The sequence below is a fragment of the Mucilaginibacter sp. genome, from assembly GCF_025359345.1.
Taxonomy (GTDB): Bacteria; Bacteroidota; Bacteroidia; order Sphingobacteriales; family Sphingobacteriaceae; genus Mucilaginibacter.
Genome location: NZ_JANYGQ010000023.1, coordinates 35,573 through 57,791, shown reverse-complemented (window position 1 = coordinate 57,791; position 22,219 = coordinate 35,573). Strand labels below are relative to the sequence as shown.

Below are 22,219 nucleotides of genomic sequence, written 5' to 3'. Positions count from 1 at the left end.
AAGCAATCTCGTTGCCTTGCTTATTCGCTATGCATTGCGATGAGGTTGCCGCGCTCGTTCCTCGCTCGCAATGACAAAGTTTTTAAATGCTTTACAAGCTGTGCAACAACTCCAAACTCATTTTATCCAGCCCACTCACCACTATATTAGCTCGGTTCAGCACCGCCGGTTCACCAATGCCCACTACCTTCATGCCGCCGTTTATAGCTGCTTCCACACCTGCTATGGCATCCTCAAACACGACACACTCGGCGGGACTTACCCCTAACGCTTCAGCGCCTTTTAAAAACACTTCAGGGTCGGGTTTGGCCTTGCTTACATGGTTACCATCAACAATGGCATCAAACAGGTGCGCCATGTTTATTTTAGCCAGTATGGTTGATGAATTTTTACTGGCCGAGCCCAACGCCGTTTTTATCCCGGCAGCGCGGCAAGCCTCTAAAAATTCTTTGGCGCCCGGCAATATTTCCGCGGGTGTCATCTGGTTTATCATGTCGACATACCAGTTATTTTTCTGCGTAGCCAGTTCGGTTTGTTCTTCAGCGGTTTTGGTAACGTGATTAAGCTCCAATATTATCTCCAGCGAGCGTACGCGGCTTACGCCTTTCAGCAATTCGTTGTCGTGTTCTGTAAAGCTAAGGCCAAGCTGATCGGCCAGGCGTTTCCACGCTTTATAATGATAAACAGCCGTATCAACTATCACACCGTCGAGGTCAAATATGCAGGCTTTTATAGTACTCATTTTTTTAGTTGGCAAATTTAATTAATTAGGGTATAGTTACTTACACATTTCTCAGCGACAACTATTTTTACGAATTCCCTAATTAACCGTACAAAAATCATCGTTCAATTGTTAAATCCTAAATTACTTAGGCTCATTTTATTGTGTATCGTTCGCCTCACCCTGCCCTCTCCAAAGGAGAGGGTTCAAAAAGAGCGCAGCTAAGTCCTCTCCTTTGGAGAGGATTATTACATGAGGGCTGCGCCGTTTAGGTGAGGCGAACCCATCCTGCTTATTTATCCCCCAGCTCCAAAACCAAAGTCGATTTTGGGCCGACAGTGAGCTTCGACAAATCCAAACTTTCGCCGGTGATAACGTTTTTTGCAGTTTTTACATCTTTTATCCGTTCGTCGTAACGGGCGGTTGGGGTGGTTACTTCTTTATCATTGCTGTTGTAAACCACCATTACCGTTTTTTTGGCATCGTACCTGAAGTACACGTATATGCCATACTCCGGCAGGTATTGCATCATTTTACCGTTGTGTAAAACAGGGGTGTTTTTACGATAGTTGGCCAGTTTGCGCACATAGTTAAAGGCATCATTTTCCTTGTCGTTGCGGCCATCAGCAGTAAACTTATTGTTTTTATCACCATTCCATCCGCCGGGGAAATCCTCACGCACCAGGCCGTCGGGGTTTGAGTAATTTTTCATTAAAATCTCGTCGCCATAATACATTTGAGGCACACCGCGCAGCGTCATCAGCATAGCCATCGCCGATTTGTATTTATTAATGTCTTCGCCCACCATTGATAGCGCACGGCTCATATCGTGGTTATCTAAAAATATGGTGTTACGGGTAACGTCCTGGTACATAAAATCCTGCGCGATGGTGGTGTACAGGTGGGTAACGCCGTTATCCCAGCCGTCGTGGCCATTCAGCGCCTCATAAATGGCATCTTTAACAGCGCCATCGGTTATTGCAGGCAGGTGGGTATCAAAGCCACGGTTAATGGTGTTGCCCTGTGTAAAGTAGGCCTGTGTGTAAGGTAGCGGCGTAAGCACCTCGCCGAATATTGTCATCTTCGGAAATTCAGCTTTCACATCAAGCGCCCATTTAGCCATGTAGGCTGGGTCGTTGTACGGGTAAGTATCAAGCCTCAGTCCATCAACACCGGCGTATTCAATCCACCAGATATGGTTTTGGGTCAGGAAGTTTTGAACGTAAGGGTTGTTTTGGTTCATATCCGCCATACGGTGGTCAAACCAGCCGTCAAGCATCAGTTTACGGTCAATCGCCGATGCGTGGGGGTCCATCACAGCCTCATATTTAAAGTTCGACCTTGTATATTGGGGCCATTGGTGCACCCAGCTTTTCATTGGCATATCCAAAATGGTGTAGCCTTCGGTTCCGGCGTGGTTGTGCACCAGATCCATCACCACCTTCATGCCCATAGCGTGGCATTTATCTACAAATTGTTTATACAATGCATTGGTGCCATAACGGGCGTCAATTTTATAATGGTCGGTAACCGCATAGCCGTGGTACGACGCATGGGGTTCGTCATTTTCGATTGCCGGAGTAAGCCATATCGAGGTAATGCCAAGGTCTTTCAAATAATCAAGGTGATTAATAATCCCCTGCAAGTCCCCGCCATGGCGGCTGAACATCGAATCGAGGTGGATGCCCTGCTCGCGCATATTATTAAACGAGTCGTTTGCCAGGTCGCCGTTTGCAAAGCGGTCGGGCATTATCAGGTACATTAAATCTTTGGTGGTAACACCTTGCGCGCGATTGGGCGAATGGTCGCGGGCTTTCAGCGCATAACTATAAATTAACGGCTTTTCACCGGCTTTAAGAAACTTTATCGGGAACGTTCCCGGTGTAGTACCCGAAGAAACGCGTAAATCCACAAATAAGTAATTAGGATTTTCAACTTTGTGCACCGCAACCAGCTTTACACCGGGGTAGTTTAGCTCCACTTTGCGGGCGGCAATATCGTTGCCATGCACTATCAATTGCACGTTAGGATTCTGCATACCAACCCACCAAAACATGGGTTCTACGCGTTCCAGCGCAGGAACCTGCGCAAATGAGCCCATTGCCATACACAGGCAGCAAGCCGTAAAAAACAATACTTTTTTCATACCAGGGTTTACCAGACTATAATTGGAGAGGCCGACGAATTTTTCGGGCGGCCGCGTTTCAAATTTAAAATAAAATTGATTTGTTGTATGGAAAATTGAAATTTAGTTTGCACCGAGGATTTCAAGATGGATTATCGTTTTAATTAAATTAATGGAAACTAAAAAATTATGCGAAAGATAATGCGGCTTTGAATTTTTACATAGCTTAGAACAAAGATTTTTTATGAATAGGTTGATACTTCTCGGCAATGGATTCGATTTAGCGCATGGAATGAAAACTGGCTATAATGACTTCATTTTATGGTATTTAAAGTGCCGATTTCAAATTGCGTATGACGACCATCAATATCAGGATGAGTTGATATCTCTTAAGCGCGATTGGTTAAACGAAACTTTGCAATTCGGTAACACAATTAACGGCGTATCAGAATACATTGACTATTACTATAAAAATGGCTTCAATGACTTACTTTCAAATAGAGATCTCACAATTTATTCTACAAATTACCGCCCATTTTTTAAAGTCGAATTAAAATCCATCTTTTTGAAACGTTTGCTACTAAACTGCAATAGTGCAACTTGGGTAGACATTGAAAATGAATATTATGAAGAACTAAAGCGAATATTGGAATCGAAACATGAGGAAAACAAATTCAAAGAACTGTCTGAGCTAAATTTGACACTAAAAGTATTGATTAACTGTCTTTCAGAATATTTAAAGACAATCAACAACATTCCTACGATAAAGGGTTATTTGTCAATTTTTGAAGAAGAAATATTAAAGGATGATATAGCAACTATTGAATTGGCTGAAAATATACTGCCAATTAATACAAAAGTTCTTAATTTTAATTATACCTCTACGATCCAAAATTATCTAGTTAAGAAAGCTCCACACTTCTCTAAGTTTTCAGCTGACGTTAATTATATCCATGGTAGACTAAGCGACGACAAAAATCCTTTAATCTTTGGATTTGGAGATGAGTTAGACGAATTTTACCTAAGGATGGAACATGAAAAAACGAAAGGTTTTTTAGATTACATCAAATCTTTCTGGTATTTTAAAACATCTAACTATCACGATTTAATTCGATTCATCGATAGTGACGATTTTCAAATCTTTATCCTAGGTCATAGTTGTGGTTTGTCTGATAGAACAATGTTGAATATGATTTTCGAGCATCAGAATTGCAAATCGATTAAAATCTTTTATCATAAACACGACGAGAGAACAAACTTCACCCATCTGACTCAGGAAATTTCTAAACATTTTAGAAATAAAGGCGAAATGAGAAAAAAAATTGTGTCTTTTGATCGCTCATCGCCAATGCCGCAAATTTAAATTATGGCAATCATTCAAACCTCTTTAAATAAACCTCCAATGGCTCCATTCCCATCTTTTTCCTCAATGCGTTAACCTGTTTAGGATATTTTAACGGAAAAGGGGTCGCTTTATGCGTTTTAGGATTGGTGCGCACCTGTGTGCCGTAGATCTGCTTTTGCTTTTTGTTTACCAAAACCCTGTCGGTTAGCAAAGCATATTCTTCCTTGCCGGCGTTATTCTTCGCTACCTCAATTTTCATTAAAGCCAGAACCCGTTCCTGGAAAGCGATATCATCGTCGCAATGATCTACTATCGCCCAAAAATCTGTCGACCACTCTCCTACCAGGTTAAAACCTGGATAGCCATATTTTTTTATAATAGCTTTTGCCTTTATTTGGTTGATACTATCGGCTTCCGCCCATTTTTTTTGAATGGTTTCTTCGCTGTAAGCGGATGGCTGCTGCTTTGCAAGCTTAGCCTCTTCTTTTCGCCAAAACTGGTCGTCCTTAAACATCGAATCTATTTTTTGGATGAGCAGGGTATCATGCTTAGCTGTTTGGGCGGACGATTTTGCAGCGATGAAAATGCAGGATAAAATAATGATGATTAATATTTTCATTTTAATCGATTTAAAACTAAAGATATAGTTTTTAAATCGAGAAAAAGAATATTATAAATTTATTTGTGTAACCCAAACGTTACTTATATATTTGCGTAACCCATAAGTTACGCGTTTATGCAGCGAGACCTTGTTATTAAATGGCATTTTCCGCACCCTGCTGAAAAAGTTTGGGAGTGCCTTACCACGCCCGAACTGATTAGCCAGTGGCTGATGAAGAACGATTTTAAACCCGTGGTGGGCCATAAATTTAACTTCCACACCAAGCCGATCCCGAAAATGGGCTTCGATGGCATTGTTTATTGCGAGGTAACGGAGATTGTACCCGGTAAGAAACTGGTTTATACCTGGAAAGGCGGATCCGCGCCTGACAACCTTTCCCTTGATACCATATTAACGTGGACACTTACGCCGCGGGAAGATGGCACTGAACTGCTATTGGAACACAAGGGCTTTAAAGGGTTTAAAAACTATATTACCAGTATATTTATGGGCAGCGGCTGGCGCAAACATATTCCCGGCCGCATGGCTCAGGTTTTAAATGAAATGAAATGAGAACAATGTTAGACCCCTTCCAGGCTATTGCCGACCCGAGCCGCCGCGAGATTTTGATGCTGCTTACCAAAGACAAGCAAACTATAAACGGACTTGCCGGCAATTTTGATATGAGTCGGCCAGCTGTATCAAAACACGTTAAGGTTTTGTACGATGCCGGGCTGATCATCATAAACAACCAGGGCCGCGAACGTTATTGCGAACTAAGTCCTGATGGTTTTAATAGCGTAAAGGAATGGCTCGGTTATTTCGACAAATTCTGGAGAAACAAACTCCAAAACCTGGAGAACCTGTTGAACGAACGCTCGAAACCCAATTAAAAACCTAACTATATGGAAAAGGTACAACTAATTCATCCCGAAGGAAAAAAGGCTATCTCGATGGATAAAAATAAGTACGATGCCTTAAAATCTGCTTTAATTGAATGCCTTAAAGCCAAAAAAAACGCGCCATTTGATGAGTTGTTATTGTGCGTGAAGGCAAGCCTCGAAGGTAGAAAAATAGATATAAAAGGCGTTTTACAATGGAACCTGTTTTGGGTATCGCTTGATTTGGAAGCCAGGCAGGAGCTTAAAAAAGATAAAAAAGTAAGTCCGTACATATATTCACTTTAATGCCATTTATAACAATGAGAACGATTGAAATTATCTCGATCCCGGTAACCGACCAGGCGCGGGCAAAGGAATTTTACCAGAAACTGGGTTTCGAAGTGATAGTTGAGGCCCCCTTCGGTGGTGGCTCGCAATGGGTTCAAATGGGTTTCCCCGGCCAGGATGCAAGCATCACGCTTGTAAATTGGTTCCCCAAGATGCCTGCGGGCTGTATGCAGGGCTTTGTTATAAAAACCAACAATGTTGAAGACGATATTAAAGAACTGACCGCAAAAGGAATTGAAGTAGGTACAGTTGACAACACTCCCTGGGGCAAATTCCTTACGGTGAAGGACCCGGATGGGAATGGGTTGAGCCTTCATAGTTCATAGTTGATGGTTCATAGTTCATAGCCGCTGCAAAAAAAGGTTGATAGCTGCTACAGTTAGCGCCTTGTCTTGATTCTTGACTCTTGGTTCTTGATTCTCTTCTACCATGAACTATGAACCATCAACCATGAACTTTTCTTATCTTTAACGCCTATTTAAAACTATGGCGACAGAAGTTAAATGCCCCAGCTGCGGGTTTGGGTTCCCGATTGAGGAAGTGATGGCCGAGGAGTACAAAAAGGAGCTTCGGGTGAAGATGCAGGAGTACACACAGCAAAAGGAAGAGGAGTACCGCAAAAAGGAAAATGATTTTGTAAACCGCGAAAAACTGCAGGTACAGCAATTTGAGCAGCGCCTGGCCGACGAAAAAAAACTATTGCAGCAGCAGGTAGAGCAAAGTCTGCGCAAATCCATCGCTACCGATTTTGAAAACCAAATGCTGATGCTGCAAAACAGCGTTGCCGAAAAAGACGAAAAGCTAAAGCTCGGTCGCCAGAAGGAACTGGAATTTTTGCAGAAAGAAAAAGCTTTGGCAGAGAAAGAGGCTGAACTTGAGCTTGCCCTGCAACGCAAGCTGCAGGAGCAGCGCAACGAGCTTACCGAACAGATACGCAAACAGGAAAGCGAAAAGTTTAATCTAAAAGATACCGACTACCAGCTGAAAGTAAAAGAACTGGAAAAACAACTGGACGACCAGAAAAAACTGGCCGAAGAGATGAAGCGTAAAGCCGAACAAGGCTCAATGCAGCTACAGGGCGAGGTGCAGGAGCTTATACTTGAAGACTTGCTACGCGTTAATTTCCCCTTCGACGTAATAAGCGAAGTGGGCAAAGGTGTGCGTGGCGCTGATTGCGTGCAAACCGTGCGCAACCAGTTTGGGCAGGAGTGCGGACGGATAATTTATGAAAGCAAACGCACCAAGGATTTCGGGGCCGACTGGATTGAAAAATTAAAAAAGGACATGCGCGGCATTGGCGTTGATGTTGCCGTTATTGTGAGCCAGTGCTACCCTAAAGGCATGGACTGTTTTGGCGAACGCGATGGCGTTTGGATTTGTTCTTTCGATGAGGTGCGGGCTGTAGCTTATATCCTGCGCGACGGTATCCTGAAACTGAGCAACCTGGCTAAGTCGCAGGATAACAAGGGTGATAAAATGCACCTGCTGTATGATTACCTCATCAGCAGCGAGTTCAGCGAACAATGGAAGGCCATACGCGAGGGTTTTCTGAGCATGCGCATGAGCATACAAAAAGAACGCGATGCTATGGAGAAACTCTGGAAGGCCCGCGAAAAGCAGTTGGAAAAAGTACTACTTAATGCCGCCCATATACAAGGCTCAATAGAGGGTATCGCCGGCAGCGATGTGATACAATTGAGTTTGACGGATGATGAGGATGCATTGTTGTTGGAATAGACCCAAGCTATTTTTGTCATTCTGAACGTAGTGAAGAATGACAAATCTCGTTTTATTTGATTTTTGCAATTATCTGATTGACTTTCGCAAACTTCCTGCGCCATTTTCACCTCATCTTTGTTCCCAACAAAATAGACAACCATGAAATTATCGAACAATAAAATATTAATAACAGGCGGTGCAAGCGGCATCGGGTTAGGGCTTACCGAAAGGTTTATGAGCGAAGGCAATACTGTAATTGTGTGCGGTCGGCGTGAAGATGTTTTAAATGAGGTAGCCGCAAGGTTTCCCGGGTTGATTACCAAAGTTTGCGACCTGGCTGTTGAAGCAGACCGCGTTGAACTTTACAACTGGGTAGCTGAAAATCACCCTGACACAAACGTGTTGGTAAATAACGCCGGCATGCAAAACTGGATGAACATTACCGACGACAACTTTTTCGAGCGGGCGCAAACCGAAATAACAACCAACATAACGGCACCTGTGCATTTGACAGGACTTTTTGCCGGGTTAAAATCGTTAACTACTATTATTAACGTAACATCAGGGCTGGCATTTGTGCCGTTTACAAAAGTGCCGGTTTATAGCGCCACTAAGGCATTTTTCCATTCTTTTACGCTATCAGCCAGGTATCTGCTGAAAGGCAAAAATATCGAGGTAATTGAACTAATCCCACCCGCACTTAACACCGACCTTGGCGGCAAGGGCCTGCACGATTTTGCGCAACCGGTAAGTGAATTTATCGATTCAGTTTTTTTGCGCAACTGGCTGAAGGCAAAACCGAAATCGGCTTCGGATTTGGGGCCATTATTGCCAACGCGGGACCTGAAGAGGTATTGAGTGCTTTTAACAGGTTGAATCCGGAGCAATAAACAACACTACAACCCTAATAAATTTGTCATTGCGAGGCACGAAGCAACCGCGAACTCTGCATGGCCGCCCTGTAAAGTTCGCGGTTGCCGCGCTCGTACCTCGCTCGCAATGACAAAAGTGTAATTTGATTATCGTGAGTCCCCCTCAGCTACCCCTATATCGCCCCCCCAGGCAAGTTTATATAAATTTAATATTGGTGTACTTCAAAAATAATACAGAATTAATATTTATTTTTAGGGAGTTATTTACACCCCTATTAAACCATGATTGCCCGTACCTTTATACAGCAGCACGAAGACTTATCGCAAGTACTTTTTTATGCTTTGATAATCACTTCGTTATGGGTGGCGGAATGCTTTGTGAGCGCCATTAAGCCCAAATCGAAACTGCCACACACTTTTTTAAATGCCTCGTTTATTTTCACCGCGCTGCCGCTGCAGCTTTTGCTAACCATTTTTATCATCCTCATTTTAAATTGGACAAACGCAAATCATTGGGGCCTCATTTATTTTATTCCCTATCATCTAAATAAATGGGTGTATTACATCAGCCTGTTTTTATTGATGGATCTTGGCGAATATACTTACCACGTGATCATGCATAAGTTTGATATTTTGTGGCGCTTTCACCTGGTGCACCACAGCGATTTAAAGGTTGATGTTTCAACAACCCTGCGCGAGCACCCTGTTGAAACTTGCATCCGCACCTGCTTTTTAATGCTGTGGGTGTTTTTGCTGGGTCCCGGCATTGTGGTGCTGATGATACGGCAGGCCTTTCAAAGCTTTTTTAATGTGCTTGCGCATACCGAATTCAGGCTGCCCCGCAAACTGAACATGGTGGTTGGCGCCGTGTTTATTACCCCCAACCTGCACCATGTGCACCACCATTACCAACTGCCTTATACCGACTGTAATTATGGCGATGTCCTGTCCATTTGGGACCGCCTGTTTGGAACCTACCAGGAACTGTCAGCAGAAGAAACACATTTTGGAATTGATACCCATACCGACCCGGTTGTAACGGGCCGGTTTGTAAATATTTTAAAAATACCGTTTCAAAAGCTGGTGCGAAAGTAGGTTTACTGCGTCTGGCTAATCTTAATAAATAACAGTTGTATAGATACAGCCTTTTTACCTTTTTGATTTTTTATGCTGCGGCTGCATTTTCGCAGACCGAAAGTGCCTCCTCGCGCATTTATTTTCCGGGGATGATAGGTATTAACCTGCACCTTTATGATCAGCACCAGCATTACAAGCGTGGCTTTGTGCTAAACGCGGCAATGGAGTACCGGCCCGACAACAACCCCGTATTCTTCCGCTTTAATTACGATGGCATAAGCAGCAGTTATAAAAGCGACGGCGGCCTTTACCAGCAAACCAACGTGCAAAGCGGCACGCTGCATGTTAATTATTTTGTGGTGGGCGCCGGTTACCGAAAAAAAGTGAAGGGAATTGGCTGGTATCTTTTAGCGCAAACAGGCCTCGAGCAGCGCAACTACGACGTGGTATCAGGCACCACCACGGGTTACACAATAAAACAGATAAGCAAAACGCAACCGGCATTTAAACTGGCCGGTGGTTTCGAATACTATCTTGCACCGCATTTTGCATTGGTAGCCGAACCCGCTTATTATCCAAACCTTATCCAGCACCGCTACACCTCATCGGCAGGAAACCTAACCTTTAGCATTGGTTTCACCACCACGCTTTTCTGAGTTGAGTTCGATATAAGGATTGGTAGACCACAGTTTTTATCGTCGCCTCACCTAAATCCTCTCCAAAGGAGAGGACTTAAACTTCGCTCTTCGAAATTTACTTTTCAGAGCCTCTCCTTTGGAGAGGGCAGGGTGAGGCGACCACCAATTATTGTGGTTTCGCCCGCAACTTAATCGATCATGTTCTTATATCTAACTCAGTTCTTCTAACACACCACCCGCTACTGCCTACTCACTACTCACTGCTCACTACTTCACCACCACACTCGCCGTACCTTTAATATCTCTCGATGATGCCCCCACAAGTAACGTATATTTACCCGGTTCAACTACCCATTTATTGGTCTTATTATCGAAATAAGCTAAGTCCTTAACCGGGATGCTTAGGGTTACATTGGCGGCTTGGCCGGCGGCAATGCTTACTTTTTTGAATGCTTTCAGCTCTTTGTCAGCCCGTTCAACAGCCGAGTTTGGTTTGCTGATGTACAGCTGCACGGTTTCTTTACCAGCATATTTGCCGGTGTTGGTTACTTTTATGGTAGCAGTAATATTTTCAGTTTTGCTATAACTTTTTTTAGCGGTTTGCAGGGTTGCGTACTTATAATCAGTGTACGACAGGCCATACCCGAAGCAATACATCGGCTCGATTTTTTTAGTATCGAACCAGCGGTAGCCCACTAAAATCCCTTCCTTGTATTCTACCTTCAGGTCGGTACCGGGGTACGCGTTCAGGGCATGCGCGGGTGAATCTTTCAGCTCATTAGGGAAGGTAAAGGGCAACCTGCCCGATGGGTTTACTTTGCCCAGCAACACATCGGCCAAAGCATTGCCATTTTCCGACCCGTTATACCACGACCATACGACCGTGCTGTTGTTCTTTTTTATTTTACCAAGATCGTAAGGCGCACCGGCAACCACAACTACAATGGTTTTGGCATTAACCGCGGTCACAGCATCAACCAGTTGCTGTTCGCCAAAAGGCAGGGTTAAATCCTTGCGGTCGCGGGCTTCGCTTTCCCATTCGCGGTTGCCACCGACGAACACTATAGCGTAATCCGACTTTTTAGCTGCAGCAACAGCCTGCGCAATTAACGCCGTATCAGGCTTGTTATACTTATTGCTGGTATCGCGGCGCTGCGGTTTATAAACGCCGGAGTAGCCTTGCGCGTAGTTGATGGCGACTGCCTTACCCAGCCTGTTTTGCAACCCGGCCAGGGCAGTAACCTCGTACCTTGCCTTTACCCCTGCCCCAAACCCACCGAGGTGAAACATTTCCGTAGCATTGTCGCCAATCACAGCAATGCTTTTAAGGCCGCTCGTATTAAGCGGTAATAAATGCTGCTCGTTTTTTAATAACACTATCGACTCTGCCGCAATATCATAAGCCGTTTTGCTGTGTTCCGGGGTGTTTATTTTCCCTGCGGGTGGGTTGGTAGCCATTACCGTATGGTACATTACCCACAAAATGCGGTGTATTTTTTCATCAATAACCGCCATGCTTACCTTGCCGGCTTTTACCGAATCGAGCAGTGGCTGGGCAAAAAAGTATTTACTATAGTTGCCGCCGCTGCCCATTTCTAAATCCAAACCGTTATTGGCGGCATTTACGGTGCTGTGCGTGCCACCCCAATCGCTTATTACGATGCCTTTAAATTTCCACTCGTCTTTTAAAATAGTGTTGAGCAAATAAGGGTTTTCGGAACAGTAAACGCCCCGTATTTTGTTATAGGCCGACATTATCGTCCATGCATTTGCCTCGGTTACTGCCGCTTTAAAAGCAGGCAGGTAAATTTCGCGCAAAGTGCGTTCATCCAGTTCAACGCTTACCCGCCCGCGTTCCACTTCCTGGTTGTTGGCGGCAAAATGCTTTACACAAGCGGCTATGCCCTGGCCCTGTATCCCGTTCACGGCCTGCACCGCCAACCTCGAGTTCAAAAAAGGATCTTCCGAATAATATTCATACGTACGGCCGCAAAGCGGGGTACGGGCAATGTTAAATGCCGGTACCAGCATAATCCATTTTTTGCGCCAGCGGGCCTCTTCGCCCATATCGTGCCCGTAGCGGTAAGCCAGCCCCGGGTTCCAGGTAGCCGCAAGTGCCGACCCATTCGGGAAAAACGTAGCCGAATCAGTAGTTAAGTTGGCCGAGGCCCAGCCTTCCTTTAAATCTTCGCGCACACCAAGCGGACCATCATCCGTCATTAAACCCGGTATGCCCAGTCGCGGTACGCCAGCCGTGCCGAAAATGCTGTTGGCATGCAGCATGCTTATCTTTTCTTCGATCGTTAGTTTTTTGATGATGCCCGATATTTTGGCCTCGAGCGCCTGACTGCTTTGGGTTTGTGCATGGGCTTTGGTAAACGTCAGCATAAATGCGACGATGGTTAAGCTGGCGAAAATTTTAATTTTCATGGGTGGTGGATAATTGGTTGAATCGCGGGCCACAAGCCCCGATAAGTGTAAAGTAAACTCAATATACGACTAAATTAACAACTACCGGGGTATTGTTAAAATAGTACCGGGATTTACACGATTTAACGGATTTGAGAATGGTAGCCGATAATGCTGAGAATCCATCAGGGATTCTCTGAAAAAAAATGTGATGATGTATGAGTTGCTACGGAGATTTATTTCTTCATAGAACTTATAGTTCACCCCGCTCAATTGCCGAGGGGGCTGTTACTTTTTGTCTTGATAGGAGACTATATACCTGTTAGACCATTGGTTTAAAAACCTATTTTGTGGTATTTGATAATGTGTAGTATCTCAAAAAACAAAAACAGTCCTATTATTGAAGAAAAAAAATAAATTATAATCCACCATGTTCTAAGGATGGGTGTTTTTTCGTTAAGTTTCTTTCTATTTATAAAATATAGAATAGAGGTAATTATCAAAACAATTATTAACGCCATAGTTATTTCTTTTTAGGCTTTGGTTTCTCCTTTTCGTCCTTATCTGCCTTTACAGGCTTAACACTTGCTTTCATAATGCTATGAAAGATGTTGCTTGCCTCTTGAGGATGTTTTCTTGTCTGACATACTCAAATAAAGTTATCCCTTTATATAAAATGTGCAATAAATGCCAAAACCTATTATCAATGCTATAAAACCGAACAATATGAAATAAGAAATTAGTCGGTCAAAATTCAAAGTCCAGCCTAGCCCGTCACCCCTTTCAAGAAATATGGGTTCTTTCTTTTGCTTTTCCATTGATGTAAAGTTACCGCTTTTTCGTATATTTATTGCACAAGAAAGCCCCGTAAACCATTTGCTTCGCTGCCGCATACGTCCTCGCTTGTGGCCGGCGTTTAGGTAGCCAGCGTTCTTAACATCATCCAGGTAGCCCGCTTTACAATCAAAGCGGACTATTTTTATGACACAGAATTTGTAGCTTTAAAGCCTGAGCCGTAACTATAAATTCCCTAACCCAGAGGGGATATATTTTGTAAGTTTTGCCACCGTATTTTGGGTTGATGTGTTTGTGCGCAGGTTATAATTTGATTGCATAGTTGAAAGCCTGAACCAATGCGTAGATAAAAAGGGAATGGAAATATATGCCTGGTGCATAATGCCCAGCCATATTCATTTAGTTTTCCGGTCGGCAACCGAGAAACCGGAAGATTTGATCGGCGGGTTTAAGTCATATACATCGCGAAAGCTGATAAAACTTATTGAAGAAAACCAACAGGAAGCCGGCGCGAATGGCTGTTGAATTCCTTTAAAAAAGCAGGGGTAGCTAACTCAAACAATTCAAAAAATCAGTTTTGGCAGCAACATAACCAGCCGATTGATTGATGTACCGAAGCGGTTTTTCAGCAAAAAGTTGATTATACGCACAATAAGCCTGTAGAAGCCGGCTTTGTTGAAAACGACTTTGAATATTTATACAGTAGCGCGCGTGATTATTGCGGGGATAAAGGGATTGGTAAAGGTGATAATTGATTAAATAGTTTGCTACCTGCCGCTTTGTTACTTGTCAGCGGGCCGCAAGCGGGCTTGCGGCAGCGTAAAAAGAAAAACGCTTGCGGGAGCAGGCGCTTTTCGCAATGATATAAGTTTTATTATCGTCTGACATCTGTCGAAGTCTGACGGTTCCCTGTTGTCAGAGACTACAGGCATAATCGTTCGAAGTCACAGAACTTCGAACAGCAGGGTCAATTTGTCTTAGAAAATGGTTTTGTTCCATAAAAAAGAAGCTTTTTTGAGACAGCCTCTTTTTTTATCCAGGATTTCAAGATTACGGCTTTCGTAAGCCATTGCTTTTCATCTTGCTTAAGAATTCAGGTGTGACGCCTATATAACCGGCGATGTACTTTTGTGGCAATTTCATCATCAGGTCGGGATATTTGTTATAGAAATTCCAATATCGCTCTTCTGCACTGAGACTGAGAATTTCCATCGTGCGTGCCTGAAAATCAATTAATGAACGTTCAGTCAAAATCCGGAAGTATCTTTCGAAGACTGCACCTGACAAAAACAACTTTTCTTTAGTCTCCTTTGTAAAGAATAAGATTTCCGTATCAACTATGGCCTGGATGTTCAGTTGGCTTGGTTTGTCATTGTAGAAGTTTTGCAAACTTCCTGTCCACCAGCCAGGCGTTGCAAATCCAAGAATGTGTTCTATCCCTTTATTGTCTAATAGGTAAGTCCTAAGGCACCCGCTCAATACATAGCAACTGATGGCTGCTATTCCACCCTCATGGATGAGGTATTGATTCTTTTTTACCTTTTTATACTGAGCCAGGGAATTTAGCGCCAAGACTTCATCCTCGCTCAAACTCACATAGGTTTTAACATGATTTTCGAGTGAGGCGGTGTCAAATTTTGGATCAGTAATCTGGGTAAATTTAGTCATTTCTTAATCTAGGTTAAGTCAATTCAATAAGGTACGTTATTTCACTGACGCATGCGACGTTCTAATTTTGTGTTATTAAATAACGATAACTTTTTAAAATAAATTTATGAAAAAATTAATCAAATCATCAGTTCTAAAAGCGCTATCGATCATATTCGTTTTAAGCGTGAGTTTTACAGTATCTAACGCACAGCAGAAAAAAACTACACTGATCAATCCGGATGATGCTGTTTTCTTATTTGTCGACCATCAAAGTGGTTTAGTTCAAACCGTCCACAGTATGCCGGTTGGAGAATTAAGGAAAAATCTTGCCACTCTTGCGAAAGCATCCCAATTGTTGCATATCCCTGCCATTTATACCGCATCCGTTCCGACAGGACCAAACGGTCCTACACTTCCTGAGGTAAAAGACAATGCACCAAATGCAAAGTATGTTATCCGACAGGGAGAAATTAACGCCTGGGATAGCAAAGAATTCGTTAATGCAGTTAAAGCTACAGGTAAGAAGACTCTTATTATCTCCGGTATGTGGACCAGCGTATGTGTAGTGTATCCTGCCTTGTCTGCCCTTGGAGAAGGCTATACTGTTTATGCAGTTGCTGATGCCAGTGGAGATATCACCCCTGAAGCTCATAACCTGGCTATGCTCCGCTTAACCCAGGCAGGCGCTATCCCGGTAACCTGTGGCGCCGTGCTTCCTGAATTGATGAAAGACTGGAGAAGGAAAGAAGCCGGCGATTTTGCCAAACTGCTGGCAGATATGGTGCCTAATTTCCAGGCTGTTATCGAACAATACTATAAAGCCCAGGAAGTTGCTAAATCAGAAAAATAATTGGGGGCCCTGTATCCTAATGATACATTAAATACCAAATCAATAAGAAATGGTTGCTCCTGAAAAAGCAACCATTTTTTTAAACCGCTATTGTCATTATATAATACGGCTTAAGTCCATTACCAATGTTGTATGCCACAACATTAAAAAAGGAGATAAAAATGATACAGTTATTAAAAAAAGAAGACCAGTTTAATAGAACAATATTCAATGGTAATTTTATTGCAAACAAACCAGTAGCTAATGGAGTCAAAGATAATGTTAAACCATATTCCAGTCTATTTTATTGGAGTCACGCACGGGCAATTGACAAATGTGAGTTTGGATTGCATCCGCACGAAGGGTTTGAAATAATGACTTTTATTTTAGAAGGAAATGTAGCACATTACGACACGGCAACAAAAGTTTGGACACCATTAGAAAAAGGAGATTTTCAAGTTATTCAATCAAATAGTGGAATTCAGCACCAGGAGAGAATTACTAAGGGAACACGAAACTTCCAAATTTGGTTTGATCCTAATTTTAATGAAGCAGTAAAAAAAGCGCCATCATATACAGATTATCATAGCAAAGATTTTAAACCGATAATTGAAAATGGAATTAAAACAATTATTTATGTCGGAAAAGGAAGTATTGCCAATGTGCTTACCCCGGGCTTATCAATCAAACGCCTTTTTTTCGATAAAAAAGGTAGGTATAATTTACAATTAAATAAAAATAGTAGTTATACGTTTTATGTTTTAAAAGGCGATACCATCATAGATGGTAATGCTTTAACATCAGATGATGCGGTTCGAATCTCAAATCTTGAAAACCTGGAAGTGGAGTTTGAGATAGACGGTGAATTGTTTTACATTGAAACGCCTTTAGTTCCAAATTATAAAATGATTTGGAGCTAATTGAGAATCATATTTTGAGTATTTTTCAGTAACAATGTTTCTCGAACTCGAACCAGCACTACCTGGAAACAAACGATTTTCTTATTTAACGATATTTTATCGAATCAAAAACTCCCGCTGTCCGTAGTTTAGAAACTACGGACGACTATGCCTGGAGACTTTGTCTCCAGTAACCGCCAATTTTAATCAACCCAAAAAAGCGGAACACATTGATTACAAACAAATTACATCAACACCCCTTCTGGCGTGAGTATGCAGCGCAGGCCTTTAGAGGTGGGGTACTCGTGACACGATGAACATTTGGTTTACATTATTTGCAGTTCAATTAAAAGAACGTCTATTAAATTATGCTCCTTAGCACCCCTCGAGTTAAAGCTACGGTTTTACTTTGGTCTGACAAATTCGTTTAAATAAAGTAGTCCTCTTTGTTATAAACCGGGCTATATAAACGCTGGCTACCTAAACGCGGGGCACGAGTACGCCACCTCTAAAGGCCTCTGTGCTGCATACTCACGCGCCTGAGAAGAGGAGAGGAAAAATTTAAGCGGGCGGAGGACAAAAAGTCGGTATAGCAGCGCCAATCTTGAACGGGCTGGTTCAATTGTAATAAGGTTTCCCCTAAAAATATAAGCGGCATTTATAAACCTGAGATTATTGCACTTCAAACTGCACCCTATACTCTTTTAGCGGATAGCCATTTTGAGATTTAAAGCCTTTGCCGGTAAGTTTTAAATTATAGCTTTTTCCCGGCTGTAATGAAAGCTTGACTTTAAACGACTTCATATCATCTGCAAAGCCAATTACATCGGTCAAAGGGAAATGTTCTTTGCCTCCTTCGCCGAAAGAAATAGACACCCCCTTACCCATTGGTTCAGAAAAGTTGAAAGTGAGCTCAGTTAGGGTTGCCGGGACATTCTTTTGTGAATTGATAGCCGGATATATGCTTAAAACAGAAGGTTGTAATTTTTCAAATTCGGCTAACGACTGCTGCTTGTTGACTGGTTCCTTAAAATACCCCGACTGATTGCAGAAATCGACTACCTGTTGCTCATTGCTATAATCCAACTCTATTATGTTCCTGATAGCTTGTTTTTTGTTTGATTGTTGTTGATAATAGGCCTTGCAAATTGCATAGCCTATAAAGTAGCCCAGGTCCGCATGGGAGCTGTTAGAACCATTATACAACCAAAGGCTGGTGGCAGTACTAAACATATCAATGCTGAATTTTTGCTTCAATTCCTTTTCGTGTTCCCTGCCATAGATTGCATAAGCGCTATTATTGGGGGTTTTTGTTACGAGTTCTGCAATAAAATCTGCGGCGCCCTCTTTTATACATTGCGCGAGTACCGTGTTGCTTCCGCCTTTCTGTTGAGTATGCACATATTCATGAATATTCAGGCTAACAAGGTTGGAACTTTGTTGATTTTTAAAAACATTTTTCAACCAGTCACCAAGTTCTGAAGCATCAGTATTTTTATCAGCAGTCGCTATTTCCGCGCCAACTAAAACCATGTCGCCTGTAGTGGTACCGCCCGAACGCAAGCCGCCAATGGTGAAGTACATTTTAGCCGGCCGCATTTCGGGATACATTTCTTTTAATGTTTGAACGCCGCTAGTAATTAAATTTACCTGGCCCTTCACCGACAACGTATTGGTTTTAATACTTTGCCAGAATTTAGGATATTTATTTATGAGTTCGACCCACAATTTAGCATCGTAGTCGCGTGCTTGCATAAATGCCTTCAAGCCTTCAGTACCTTTATCTACGTAGAGTTGCCGGATAAATTGAACTTGCTTTGCTGTATCACTTGTGGTGCGTACACTGTCGAAGGCCGTCCAAAACCTATCAATATCTGAGGTGTAGACAATGGTGTTAGGTTGCTGCTGTGCCTGAACAAAAACCGGGAAAGAAATGGCAATCGCGATAATGTAAAAGAATTTCATAGTTGTGTGTAAGACGTTTCTTTTAAGACAAGGGTTACAATTTTCCCGAAATAAATTGCATAAAGAAAATATACTTTAGAAGCCATTGCAATCAACTCAAAAAGTGGAACACGCTGATTATAAATAAATTACAAAAAAACATCCAAAAACATGAAATCACATAACACTTAATTATCAGATACTTACATTTTAGTAAAAACTAAAATATCTGATAATCAGTATGTTCCATAGTGTTCCACCCGTTCCGCGGAAAAATGGAACGCTTTGCAGGCGTGTAACCTGCGAATAAGGTACTGGCGCAAGTTTTCACGAAAAGTGCTGACACCAATTTGTCAGTACTTTTCACGTTTTTTGGCATGGCAGATTATAAAAAACCGCGTTACTGATGCAGGAACCGTGTTTTTAGCATCCCGGGATGACCTTTCACTGTTCCACCCTGTTCCTTGTGTTTCACTGTGAACAGGAACATAAAATTATACTATAATATCGGTATAGCTTTACACTTTAGCGTCGGTTTCCGTTTACGTTGATGCTTATAATCTCCGTTAAAATTCCGTAATTTGTTATTCCTAACCGTCACAACCATGAAGATCATTAAAGGGTAATTTGTGATGCACCACAAATGTTAAAATGACGCCCGTCACTTAACTAATCCGCTCGTGGTCGTACCTTCGGTAACAAACCGATTCTCATTTTTCGGTTAATAACCGGTTATAAAAATAAATAAATATGTGGTGGCAGTACGCTTTGGTTTTTTTGGGGTCGTTTATATTTGATGTGGTGGCCATTCCGTTCCCGCCCGCCTTCACTATTATGATCTTTTTCCAAATAATGTATGGGTTAAACATCTGGACGGTTATTATAATTGGCGTTGCGGGTTCAATTTTAGGCAGGTATGTACTTACGCTTTATATCCCGCTGCTGGCTGGTGGCATCTTTAAAAAATCAAAGAATGAGGACATCCAGTTCCTTGGCGAAAAAATGAAGGAAAAGGGCTGGAAAGGGCAAATGGGCATTGTAGCTTATTCCTTATTGCCACTCCCCACAACGCCGCTGTTCCTGGCGGGCGGCATTGCAAAAATCCGCCCGCTGTATATTATTCCGGCATTTTTTGTGGGCAAATTCACCAGCGACGCCATTACCGTTAATTTAGGTAAGTATGCCTCGGAGCACATCGATACAATGTTCGATACCGTTTCGTGGAAATCGATTGCCAGTTTGATTGTTTGGCTGCTTTTTTTGGGCGCGGTTTTGTTTATCGACTGGCGCACGCTTATACAAAAGAAAACATTTACACTAAACTTTAGGATATGGAAGCGGCGCAAGGTTGTTAATGATGGGTAGAAAATAATACTTTTACATTCAATTTAATTAAGCCCTATGCTAAAGATCAGCCTTGTGCAATTTACCCCCGAATTTGGCGCCCCCGCTAAAAACCTGCAGCACATTGCCGGTTTGCTGAATGGTGTTGAAACTGATATTATACTGCTGCCCGAGCTTTGCACTACGGGTTACTCCTTTTTAAACCAGGCAGAAGCACTAACTGCATCCGAAGGGCTGGATGGCGAAAGCATTGCTTTTTTTAAACAACTGGCTAACGAACATAAAGCTATGGTGATAGCCGGCTTTGCCGAGCGGGATGGCGAAAAAGTATACAATTCGGCATTGATTGCTTTGCCCGGCGGGGAACTGAAGGTGTACCGTAAAACCCACCTGTTCTTCCGCGAAAAGGTATGTTTTAGCGAAGGCAACTCAGGATTTTTCATCGTCGACCACCCGCTAAAAGATTGTAAAGTGGGAATCATGATCTGCAACGACTGGCGGTACCCCGAGGCTGCCCGCAGCCTTACACTGCTGGGAGCGGATATCATCGCCTGCCCGTCGAACTTAGTGTCGAATGTGTGGGGAATTGGCATGGCTGCGCGGGCTTTGGAAAATAAAGTTTATGTAGCAGTTGCCAACCGCTGCGGCACCGAAACCCGGCAAATGGACGACGGCAGCACACAATCATTAACCTTTACCGGCGGCTCGGTACTTTATAACTTCACCGGAGAGCCCATTGAACAGGCTGACAAAACTGAGCAGCACGTAATAACTCTCGAAATAGATCCTTTACTAACCAGGGATAAATTTTTTAACGCTTATAACGATCTGTTGAACGACCGGAGGCCGAAGTTTTATTTGGGTTGATGTAATAAAATATCCTTTAACCATATTCGAGACTATAATACAGCCGTGGGCTGTGGCCCTAGCCTTCCTTCCCCATATTCAGCCAAACCACTTTCTGCTCACTGGTATGTGCTTTACCAATAATGTCCTTATACAAATCGGGCCTGCGGGCTTTTCTATAGCGGTAGCCCCCGGCCTGGGTTAATTTATCGGCAGTTATTTCGGCAATAACAAGGCTGTCGTCCATGGTGCGGCATTCAGCTATAACTTCGCCAAATGGGTCGATAATCATGGAGCGACCGTTTTTCAGCTGGTCGTGGTCCATACCAATAGCATTGGAGAATATGGCGTATATCGCGTTGTCATACGCGCGGGCTGGTAACCATTTCATTAGCCACTCACGACCTTTGGGGCCGTCAAATTCGGCGCGTAAAATTCCGGCATTGACTTCCTTATCTTTCCATAGCTCAGCATCTACAAACCCCGCACCGGGCCGGGTTGACGGCGTGCACATAGTAACGTGGGGCATAAAAATAATATCGGCGCCAAGCAGGGCTGTTGCCCTTACATTTTCGATCACGTTGTTATCGTAGCAAATCAGTATGCCACATTTCCACCCGTACAAATCAAAAACGGTATAGCTGTTGCCGGGAGTCAAGTACGGGTTTATGAAGGGGTGCAGCTTGCGGTGGCTTGCAACCAGCCCGGTTTTATCAATGCATATGTAAGGTTTGTACAGGTTGCCTTCAACATCCCTTTCGAAGAGGCCCGCCAATATGGTAATATCAAATTCGGCTGCAATTTGCCGCAGTGCTTCAACACTGGGGCTGCAGGTCAGTTCTTCCGCAAGCTCCAGCATTTGGGATTTTGAAAGTTCGCGGGCAAAGGTGTAACCTGTTATGCAACATTCGTGAAAGGCAATAACGTTTGCCCCTGCCGCGCTTGCCCGTTGCGCCAGCTTTTTAATAATTGAAAGGTTGTAGTTTTTATCACCGCTTTTGTGCTCAAACTGGGCGGTAGCAATTTTGATAGTTTCCATGTGCTTTGTTTAATGTTGGTCAAAACTAACCATTGCGACGTGGGGATACTTGGAAGAAACCGACGTTTTGAAAAAAGTCGCATGTCTTTAGTTGAAAGTCCTAAGTCGAATATTCACTTTTGACTTAAGACTCCCGA

The 22,219-nt window shown here is 43.0% G+C and carries 21 protein-coding genes; 14 read left to right on the top strand and 7 right to left on the bottom strand.

Features of this window, described 5'->3' with window-relative positions; genetic code table 11:
• Positions 1-91: 91 nt before the first annotated feature.
• Both pgmB and Q0R52_RS15115 read right to left on the bottom strand, forming a co-directional pair.
• A complete protein-coding gene (gene pgmB / locus Q0R52_RS15120; protein ID WP_295795732.1) occupies positions 92-742 on the bottom strand; it encodes a beta-phosphoglucomutase in 651 nt (216 codons plus the stop codon).
• Positions 743-1,013: 271 nt separating this feature from the next.
• Entirely contained in the window at positions 1,014-2,867 is a 1,854-nt protein-coding gene (locus tag Q0R52_RS15115; protein ID WP_295795730.1) for a glycoside hydrolase family 13 protein, read from the bottom strand.
• Positions 2,868-3,090: 223 nt separating this feature from the next.
• Here Q0R52_RS15115 and Q0R52_RS15110 point away from each other — a divergent pair, with 223 nt between their 5' ends.
• Positions 3,091-4,209: an AbiH family protein gene (locus Q0R52_RS15110; protein ID WP_295795728.1), complete on the top strand. Its 1,119-nt coding sequence runs from the start codon at positions 3,091-3,093 to the stop codon at positions 4,207-4,209.
• A 10-nt stretch (positions 4,210-4,219) separates the two neighbouring features.
• Here Q0R52_RS15110 and Q0R52_RS15105 read toward each other — a convergent pair whose 3' ends face one another.
• Entirely contained in the window at positions 4,220-4,810 is a 591-nt protein-coding gene (locus Q0R52_RS15105) for a DUF6624 domain-containing protein (protein WP_295795724.1), read from the bottom strand.
• A gap of 117 nt (positions 4,811-4,927) precedes the next feature.
• On the opposite strand from Q0R52_RS15105, the gene Q0R52_RS15100 reads away from it, so the two are divergent.
• The 8 genes from Q0R52_RS15100 to Q0R52_RS15065 all read left to right on the top strand — a co-directional run bounded on the left by Q0R52_RS15100 (position 4,928) and on the right by Q0R52_RS15065 (position 10,345).
• Positions 4,928-5,365: an SRPBCC domain-containing protein gene (locus Q0R52_RS15100; protein ID WP_252787707.1), complete on the top strand. Its 438-nt coding sequence runs from the start codon at positions 4,928-4,930 to the stop codon at positions 5,363-5,365.
• On the top strand, positions 5,362-5,685 hold the full coding sequence (locus Q0R52_RS15095) for a metalloregulator ArsR/SmtB family transcription factor (protein WP_295795720.1): 324 nt from the start codon (positions 5,362-5,364) through the stop codon (positions 5,683-5,685). The genes Q0R52_RS15100 and Q0R52_RS15095 overlap by 4 nt, the downstream gene beginning before the upstream one ends.
• Before the next feature lie 12 nt (positions 5,686-5,697).
• The gene (locus tag Q0R52_RS15090) at positions 5,698-5,979 is read left to right on the top strand and encodes a hypothetical protein (RefSeq protein WP_295795718.1); all 282 of its coding nucleotides are present in this window, start codon (positions 5,698-5,700) and stop codon (positions 5,977-5,979) included.
• A 14-nt stretch (positions 5,980-5,993) separates the two neighbouring features.
• Complete coding sequence (locus Q0R52_RS15085) at positions 5,994-6,347, top strand: VOC family protein (RefSeq protein WP_295795716.1); 354 nt, start codon at positions 5,994-5,996, stop codon at positions 6,345-6,347.
• 160 nt (positions 6,348-6,507) lie between these two features.
• A complete protein-coding gene (locus Q0R52_RS15080; RefSeq protein WP_295795714.1) occupies positions 6,508-7,758 on the top strand; it encodes a DUF2130 domain-containing protein in 1,251 nt (416 codons plus the stop codon).
• 141 nt (positions 7,759-7,899) lie between these two features.
• Complete coding sequence (locus Q0R52_RS15075; protein WP_295795712.1) at positions 7,900-8,598, top strand: SDR family NAD(P)-dependent oxidoreductase; 699 nt, start codon at positions 7,900-7,902, stop codon at positions 8,596-8,598.
• 296 nt (positions 8,599-8,894) lie between these two features.
• The gene (locus Q0R52_RS15070) at positions 8,895-9,707 is read left to right on the top strand and encodes a sterol desaturase family protein (RefSeq protein ID WP_295795711.1); all 813 of its coding nucleotides are present in this window, start codon (positions 8,895-8,897) and stop codon (positions 9,705-9,707) included.
• A 35-nt stretch (positions 9,708-9,742) separates the two neighbouring features.
• Entirely contained in the window at positions 9,743-10,345 is a 603-nt protein-coding gene (locus Q0R52_RS15065; RefSeq protein WP_295795709.1) for an outer membrane beta-barrel protein, read from the top strand.
• Between the two features lie 249 nt (positions 10,346-10,594).
• Here the strand turns inward: Q0R52_RS15065 and Q0R52_RS15060 are convergent, their stop codons facing one another.
• On the bottom strand, positions 10,595-12,757 hold the full coding sequence (locus Q0R52_RS15060; RefSeq protein ID WP_295795707.1) for a glycoside hydrolase family 3 C-terminal domain-containing protein: 2,163 nt from the start codon (positions 12,755-12,757) through the stop codon (positions 10,595-10,597).
• Between the two features lie 1,131 nt (positions 12,758-13,888).
• Here Q0R52_RS15060 and Q0R52_RS15055 point away from each other — a divergent pair.
• Positions 13,889-14,056, top strand: a complete 168-nt coding sequence (locus tag Q0R52_RS15055) for a transposase (RefSeq protein WP_295795705.1) — start codon at positions 13,889-13,891, stop codon at positions 14,054-14,056.
• A gap of 525 nt (positions 14,057-14,581) precedes the next feature.
• Here Q0R52_RS15055 and Q0R52_RS15050 read toward each other — a convergent pair.
• Positions 14,582-15,199 (bottom strand): Crp/Fnr family transcriptional regulator, encoded by a 618-nt coding sequence (locus Q0R52_RS15050; protein WP_295795704.1) that lies wholly within the window; start codon positions 15,197-15,199, stop codon positions 14,582-14,584.
• A 106-nt stretch (positions 15,200-15,305) separates the two neighbouring features.
• Here Q0R52_RS15050 and Q0R52_RS15045 point away from each other — a divergent pair, with 106 nt between their 5' ends.
• Together Q0R52_RS15045 and Q0R52_RS15040 are read left to right on the top strand one after the other, a co-directional pair.
• The gene (locus Q0R52_RS15045; RefSeq protein WP_295795702.1) at positions 15,306-16,031 is read left to right on the top strand and encodes a hydrolase; all 726 of its coding nucleotides are present in this window, start codon (positions 15,306-15,308) and stop codon (positions 16,029-16,031) included.
• Positions 16,032-16,192: 161 nt separating this feature from the next.
• Complete coding sequence (locus tag Q0R52_RS15040) at positions 16,193-16,930, top strand: pirin family protein (RefSeq protein ID WP_295795701.1); 738 nt, start codon at positions 16,193-16,195, stop codon at positions 16,928-16,930.
• A gap of 651 nt (positions 16,931-17,581) precedes the next feature.
• On the opposite strand, the gene Q0R52_RS15035 is transcribed toward Q0R52_RS15040, so the two are convergent.
• A complete protein-coding gene (locus Q0R52_RS15035) occupies positions 17,582-18,874 on the bottom strand; it encodes an Ig-like domain-containing protein (protein ID WP_295795699.1) in 1,293 nt (430 codons plus the stop codon).
• Between the two features lie 729 nt (positions 18,875-19,603).
• On the opposite strand from Q0R52_RS15035, the gene Q0R52_RS15030 reads away from it, so the two are divergent.
• The gene (locus Q0R52_RS15030) at positions 19,604-20,218 is read left to right on the top strand and encodes a hypothetical protein (RefSeq protein ID WP_295795696.1); all 615 of its coding nucleotides are present in this window, start codon (positions 19,604-19,606) and stop codon (positions 20,216-20,218) included.
• Between the two features lie 36 nt (positions 20,219-20,254).
• Positions 20,255-21,064, top strand: a complete 810-nt coding sequence (locus tag Q0R52_RS15025; RefSeq protein ID WP_295795693.1) for a nitrilase-related carbon-nitrogen hydrolase — start codon at positions 20,255-20,257, stop codon at positions 21,062-21,064.
• A 58-nt stretch (positions 21,065-21,122) separates the two neighbouring features.
• On the opposite strand, the gene Q0R52_RS15020 is transcribed toward Q0R52_RS15025, so the two are convergent.
• Positions 21,123-22,082, bottom strand: a complete 960-nt coding sequence (locus tag Q0R52_RS15020) for a nitrilase family protein (protein ID WP_295795691.1) — start codon at positions 22,080-22,082, stop codon at positions 21,123-21,125.
• Positions 22,083-22,219: the final 137 nt, after the last annotated feature.